This window comes from Cupriavidus sp. SHE (genome assembly GCF_000812445.1).
Taxonomy (GTDB): Bacteria; Pseudomonadota; Gammaproteobacteria; order Burkholderiales; family Burkholderiaceae; genus Cupriavidus; species Cupriavidus metallidurans.
Map to the genome: position 1 here is coordinate 150,159 of NZ_JWMB01000060.1, position 6,000 is coordinate 156,158.

6 protein-coding genes and 1 pseudogene are annotated in these 6,000 nt (G+C 64.8%); 1 reads left to right on the forward strand and 6 read right to left on the reverse strand.

The annotated features are described in order from the left end of the window. Window positions 1–194: 194 nt before the first annotated feature. The 4 genes from RN01_RS27535 to RN01_RS27550 all read right to left on the reverse strand — a co-directional run bounded on the left by RN01_RS27535 (window position 195) and on the right by RN01_RS27550 (window position 4,088). Window positions 195–707, reverse strand: a complete 513-nt coding sequence (locus RN01_RS27535; RefSeq protein ID WP_024570585.1) for a flavin reductase family protein — start codon at window positions 705–707, stop codon at window positions 195–197. A 1-nt stretch (window position 708) separates the two neighbouring features. Beyond that, window positions 709–1,950 (reverse strand): styrene monooxygenase/indole monooxygenase family protein, encoded by a 1,242-nt coding sequence (locus RN01_RS27540; protein WP_017513610.1) that lies wholly within the window; start codon window positions 1,948–1,950, stop codon window positions 709–711. A gap of 33 nt (window positions 1,951–1,983) precedes the next feature. Then, a complete protein-coding gene (locus tag RN01_RS27545) occupies window positions 1,984–2,772 on the reverse strand; it encodes an SDR family oxidoreductase (protein WP_008642904.1) in 789 nt (262 codons plus the stop codon). An 86-nt stretch (window positions 2,773–2,858) separates the two neighbouring features. Then, window positions 2,859–4,088, reverse strand: a complete 1,230-nt coding sequence (locus RN01_RS27550; protein WP_024570586.1) for a dienelactone hydrolase family protein — start codon at window positions 4,086–4,088, stop codon at window positions 2,859–2,861. A gap of 319 nt (window positions 4,089–4,407) precedes the next feature. Between RN01_RS27550 and RN01_RS27555 the strand changes: the two genes are divergently transcribed. After that, window positions 4,408–5,421, forward strand: coding sequence for an AraC family transcriptional regulator (locus tag RN01_RS27555; RefSeq protein ID WP_008642902.1), 1,014 nt, complete (start codon window positions 4,408–4,410; stop codon window positions 5,419–5,421). A 94-nt stretch (window positions 5,422–5,515) separates the two neighbouring features. On the opposite strand, the gene rpsJ is transcribed toward RN01_RS27555, so the two are convergent. Next, window positions 5,516–5,824 (reverse strand): 30S ribosomal protein S10, encoded by a 309-nt coding sequence (gene rpsJ / locus RN01_RS27560; RefSeq protein WP_006160488.1) that lies wholly within the window; start codon window positions 5,822–5,824, stop codon window positions 5,516–5,518. Between the two features lie 79 nt (window positions 5,825–5,903). Continuing rightward, window positions 5,904–6,000 (reverse strand): annotated as a pseudogene (locus tag RN01_RS33370) (elongation factor Tu); the annotation flags it as partial.

The following is a 6,000-nucleotide window of genomic DNA, read 5'->3' on the forward strand; positions in this document are numbered from 1 at the left end:
AAGAAATTGCGCACGACCAAAACGGTCCCCGCTACCCGGAGAAACGGGTAGCCTTACACTATAACGCAGGAGCTTGGAAAGGGCAAGTTCAATTGCCGAATCCCGCGCAGAACCACGTCCGTAGCGGCAGAATTCGGCGAAATTGCGGCGTAAAGCCAACTCGTGGCGGCGCGATGGCCGCCGAAGTGTGCATTTCAGGCGGCCACGCGGACGAAATCACCCCCATAGAACACCAGCGGATCACCTTCCGAGGCGGCAAAATCCTCTACCGCACCGACGATCAGCAGGTGATCGCCGAGCGGGTCGGCGCGCTCGACACGGCACGAAAGCGTCGCGAGCGCCTCGTCAAGATACGGCACGCCACGCGGACAGCGCCAATGCGGCACGCCGGCGAACTTGTCGGGCTGTGGCCTGGCGAAGCGACGCGCCAGTTCGTCGTGCCCGGCCCGGAGGATGCTCACGCCGAACGCCTCTCCTGACTGAAACAGTGCCGCATTGGGCGAATGGCGCGCCAGGCTCCAAATGATCAACGGCGGATCCAGCGACAGCGAGGCGAACGAGTTCACGGTCAGCCCCACCGGCCGGCCTTGCGGGGCGCACGCGCCAATGATCGCCACGCCCGTCGCGAACCGTCCGCAGACCCGTCGCAGGGCCCGGGGATCGGGCGCGCCCGATGACGCGCTTCCGACTATCTTGGTCGAGTCCATGTCACGCTGCCTTGGCCAGTTGCTGGTCGATCAACTGCTGACATGCCACCGGATCGGACCACCACGGGAAGAAATCCGGTGGATTGTCGAATCCGTTGGCAATGCGCGCGGCCAAAGCCGGCAACTGGCCCGCGGCGCCCAGGAGGCCGAGGATATGAGGCGGCGGCGGGGTCAGCAGCGAGTTGGTCCAGTTGACCACATCGCCCGCATACGCCCAGTACCGCTCGAACGTCTGGTTCATCCAGTCCGCGTCATAGGGAAGCCCGTCCCGCGCGAGGATGGCATCCAGATAGACCTTGCAACACTTGGCGGCGTTGTTCGAACCCTGGCCAGTGATGGGATCGTTGACGACCACGGCGTCGGCCATGCCGAACACCAGTCGACCGGAAGGCAAGGTCAGTACCGGCTTGCGCACCGTCGGCGCGAAGCGGCCCGACAGGATGCCGTTGGCATCGGTCAGCGCCACGGCATCGCAACGCTCGGCCTCCCAGGGTAGATAGGTACGCAGGATGCGCAGGCTCTCCTCGAGGTGTGCTTCCGGCGTGCGCGCTTCGGACCAGCGGTCCATGTCGCCGCCCGGTACCCCTTCGAACACCATGATCTCGCATGGCCCGGATAGCGTAAGCGCTGGGAACACGAAGTACTCCCCTACCCCCGGGATGAGGTTGAAGCAAACCCGCGAGAAGGGTGTGCGCGGCAACATGCCGGTGACGTACGTCAGCGCCAGCGCGCGTTGTGGCGCGCTGAAAGGGCTGCGTGCGGCGTCGCGCTCGAAGCGGCTGACGATCTCTCCCTTGCCGGCGGCCAGCAGCACCAGGTCGTGCTCGAGCGTCAGGGCCTCCAACTCATCCAGCCCAACATCGACAATGCGCAGATCGCCGCCGCGTTCGACAAAGGCATCCATCCACGCCGGCATCTTCAGACGCTGGTCCACTGCCTGCGCCACGCGGTCCAGCGGGGCCGCCCAGTCGATCAGCTTCTCGCCACGTCGTTCAGGATGGGGAATGGCCAGGCCGATACCTTCCACCGGCGGGCAGGCATCCTCCCACCAGTTGAGATCGAGATCGCGCTCGGTCTGCAACGCGCGGTCGAACATGCATTGGCTGGACATCACCTTGCCCGCGCGAATCTGGTCCGCGGTGCGATTAGACAGCAAGGTCACCCGATAGCCTCTGGCCTGCAGCCCCAGGGCCATCTGTAATCCGGACTGGCCGGCACCGACGATGGCAATACGTTGGCTCATGGTTGTCTCCGTGATCTGTTTTCGGAAGGCGATTCAGCCAGCCAGCTTGCCGATGGCCGGCACGTTCTGTTCAGGGCCCATGGCGGCGTATCCGCCATCCACCGCGTAGTCCGCTCCGGTGACGAAGCTGGCGTGATCCGAGCAGAGAAACAGGACTACCTGTGCGACCTCGTCGGGCTCGCCAACGCGTCCGAGCATGTGGAAGGGCGCGGCCACGGCATCGGTGCGCGCGCGGTTGCCACCGCTGACTTCGTCCATCAGCCGGCACCAGGTCCATCCCGGCGAGACGGCATTGACGCGGATGCGGTCCGGCGCGAGGTCCATCGCCATGCTGCGCGTCAGTTGCGCCATGGCGGCCTTGGATACCGGATAGAGCCAGCGCCCGGTCTGCGCGACCCGCGCCGAGATGCTGGTGAAATTGACGATGGCACCGCCGCCACGCGTGCGCATGTGCGGGTGCACGGCCTGCGCCAGCATGACGCCGGACACCACGTTCACATCGAGTGCCGCCAGCCAGTCAGCGCGGGAAGAGCGAAAGCCATCATCCAGATAGGTGCAGGCCAGGTTGACCAGAAAATCCACGCCGCCGAAGCGGCTGACCACCTGCGCCACCGCGCTGCGGACCTGATCGTCCTGGGTGATGTCGGTGGGCACGAACATGGCCATCGGTCCCAACGACGCCGCCACGCGCTCGCCGCCGGCGGCGTCGATATCGAGAATCGCCACGCGGGTGCCCGCTTCGGCAAATGCGCGGGCAACCCCCGCGCCGATCAGTGTGGCGCCGCCTGTGACGATGGCTACTTTGTCCTGCAAGCCTTGCATGATGGTGTCTCCTCTGTTGATGTGCGGGGCGGCCTCTGACGTGCCGTCCCCGCGTTCAGCCCGTTCCGCGACGTGGGCCGGGGGCGTTACTTGCCTTCGCTCTCGCTCCAGCGCGCCATCAGCGTGTTGGATGGCAGGGTTTCGTCCAGCAGCTTGCGTGCCGTCTCGATTCCGGCCACGGGCAGCCCCTTGGGATCGAGCAGGCCGACCTGTACCAGCACGCTGGCCTGGTCCCAGTAGATATGCTCGTGATAGAGCTTGTCGCCACGGAACTTGATGATGGCGATCAGCGGGATCTCTACGCGCTTGCCGGTTGGAGGCACGCCGGGGAGCATCCAGTCGATCTCGCAGGTGTGGGTAAAGCAGAAGAGGATCTCGTCCACTACCTGGCTGGCGCCGATCGTGCGGGACAGCGGAATCAGCGTGGTGTCGGGCGGATTGCTGTGGACGAAGTGGTGCTGGTAGAAGCGCTTGAGCTGCCGGTAGCCCACGCCACCGGTCATCGTCGGGATGTGGTTGACGTATGGCTCGGCCACCATCGTAGCCATCGTGGCATCGACATCGCGCGTGGCGAATTCGTACTCGCAATGCTTATCCCACAGCGCGGAGAAATCGTAGTGCGGGCCCATCTCGGCGCGGAACGCCGCGATCGAACGCTGGTGCGCCATCAGGGCCGAGGCCTTGTCGAAGTGCTCGCCGCCGGTGCGCGCGAACGCGTGATCCATCCCCGGATAGACGTACAGTTCGACACCGGGTTGGCCGGACAGCGCTTCGCGGATGCTCGCCTGCGCCTCGGGCGGGCAGAAGCCATCGCGCTCGGCGACATGCAGTACCAGCCGGCCACGGATGTTTTTGGCCTCGCCAAGCGCGCGCTCGATACCAACCCCGTAGTAGCCGACGGCACAGGCTACGTCCGGCAGTCGGCACGCCGCCAGATAGGCCAGCTTGCCGCCGAGGCAGAAGCCGAGCACACCGGTCTGGCCAGCGCATTCGGGGCGTTGGCGCAGCGTGGCGAGGGCGGCGCCGACGTCCTGCACGCCCTTATCTTCGTCAAATTGCTGGTACAAGCCGAGCGCACGCTGGAAGTCCGCCCCACGGTCGGATAGCTCGATCCCGTGCTCGATGCGCCAGAACAGATCCGGCACCAGCACGGTATAGCCTTCCTCGGCGTAGTAGTCGGCCACCTGCCGCATGGTGGCGTTGACGCCGAAGATCTCCTGGCACAGCACGATGCCCGGGCCCTTACCTACTGCCGGAGTGGCGAGATAGCCACTGAAGTTGCCGTCCTGGGTCTGGATCTGGATGGTCTGGCCCATGCCTTTTGCTCCTGTATGTTTTGTGGGTATGGCCGCCGTGCGTGCCCCGCCGTTGCCTTCATGATCGGAGACCCGCACCGCAGCAAACTAGCCGCCTAGTGCAGCGGCTATCCGATTAGTGCAGGAAAGTGCGTCCCCGTTCAAGGGGGACGTGGGGGCCGGAGACGAATCCGCTATAGTGGTGCGCAGCGAATCAGCCGCTGCGCACTGTGCCAGCCGGCTGACAACAGCCGGAATCACGCGGCGCGCACGTTCGGTCAAGGTGGCGATCCACCGGCAGAAGCGGCAGCGCCCAGGCCGGCCCCGCCAGGAGCGAGACATGCCGCAGATGCCCCCCACTGCCCCGGCCATGGTGCCGCTGGCAGGTGCCCTGCTTCACGACACCGGCCGTCTGGTGTTCGATTCGGACGACCTCGACACCACGCGTGCACGGGTTGCGTCGGTCTTCAAGCCCCATCGACTCACCCTGCATGGCAATGCGCTGCGTGCGCGAATGCATCACGTGCCCGTGGGCGCAGTGTCCTTCAACCGGCTCAGTTACGGCGGAGACGTGACCATCGACCCAGGCCCGCTGGGCGATTTCTTGCTGATACAGATGCCGATGGCTGGCCAGGCGGATATTCACTGCGGCGGGCAGCACGTTGTCTCGGATTCGGAATGCGCCTCGGTGCTGACACCGAGCGAACCCCTGCGGATGCGGTGGAGCGCCGACAACGACCAACTCATCGTACGCATCGAGCGCAGCGCACTGGAACGCGTTTGCGCGGCATATCTGGGCCGGCGACCGAACCAGCCGCTGCGCTTCCAGCTCGGCATGGCCTGGCGCAACACGGGGTGGCAGTCGCTCGTCCAGTATCTGGCCGACACCTTGAACCACGCGCCGCAAACCGCGAGCCACCCGCTAACTGCCTGCCAGCTCGAGCAATTGGCAATCGGCACATTGCTGACGTTCCAGCCGCACAGCCTGTCCGACGTGTTACGCGAACATGGCAAGCCGCTGGCGCCAAGGCACGTGAAGGTTGTCGAGGAATACATCCATGCCCACGCCGATGCAGCGGTGACGCCCGCGCTGCTCGCCGAGATGGCGGGGGTCAGTCTGCGCAGCCTGTATGCGGGATTTCGCGAGCATCGGGGCCTGAGCCCGATGACCTATCTGCGCACGGTCCGCCTGGAACGCGTGAGGCAGGATCTGCTCAATGACGCAACGCTGTCTTCGGTAACGGCCGCCGCGTTGCGCTGGGGCTTTGCTCACCTGGGGCGATTCAGCGTCGAATACCGGCGTGCGTTTGGGGAGTGCCCAGGAGAAACCTTGCGACGACGCGGTCGGGGCTGAGCCAGGCAAGAAACCGGGTCACCACAAAACAAAAACGGCGAACCGAAGTTCGCCGTTTTGCTGCAACAGGCCGCCGATGCGGCCCGAAACATATTTACACCTTGATCTCGACGTCCACGCCTGCCGGCAGGTCGAGCTTCATCAGCGCGTCGACGGTCTTATCGGTCGGGTCGACGATGTCCATCAGGCGCTGGTGAGTGCGGATCTCGAACTGATCGCGGCTGGTCTTGTTGACGTGCGGCGAACGCAGGATGTCGAAGCGCTGGATACGGGTCGGCAGGGGCACGGGACCCTTGACGATAGCACCGGTACGCTTGGCGGTATCCACGATTTCGGCTGCCGACTGGTCGATCAGGCGATAGTCGAAAGCCTTCAGGCGGATACGGATCTTCTGGTTCTGCATGATTGTTCCTTAAAAGAGCGATGGGCCAGTGGCCCGGATAAAAGGGGACATGCCCGCGGGCATGTCCCAGGAAGATTGCTTAGTCGAGGATCTTTGCCACAACGCCGGCGCCGACGGTACGGCCACCTTCGCGGATAGCGAAGCGCAGACCTTCTTCCATGGCGATCGGGGCGATC

Coding starts and splice junctions, on each gene's coding strand:
- RN01_RS27535 (WP_024570585.1), bottom strand. CDS start 707: ATGGACTCGACCAAGATAGTCGGAAGCGCGTCATCGGGCGCGCCCGAT.
- RN01_RS27540 (WP_017513610.1), bottom strand. CDS start 1,950: ATGAGCCAACGTATTGCCATCGTCGGTGCCGGCCAGTCCGGATTACAG.
- RN01_RS27545 (WP_008642904.1), bottom strand. CDS start 2,772: ATGCAAGGCTTGCAGGACAAAGTAGCCATCGTCACAGGCGGCGCCACA.
- RN01_RS27550 (WP_024570586.1), bottom strand. CDS start 4,088: ATGGGCCAGACCATCCAGATCCAGACCCAGGACGGCAACTTCAGTGGC.
- RN01_RS27555 (WP_008642902.1), top strand. CDS start 4,408: ATGCCGCAGATGCCCCCCACTGCCCCGGCCATGGTGCCGCTGGCAGGT.
- rpsJ (WP_006160488.1), bottom strand. CDS start 5,824: ATGCAGAACCAGAAGATCCGTATCCGCCTGAAGGCTTTCGACTATCGC.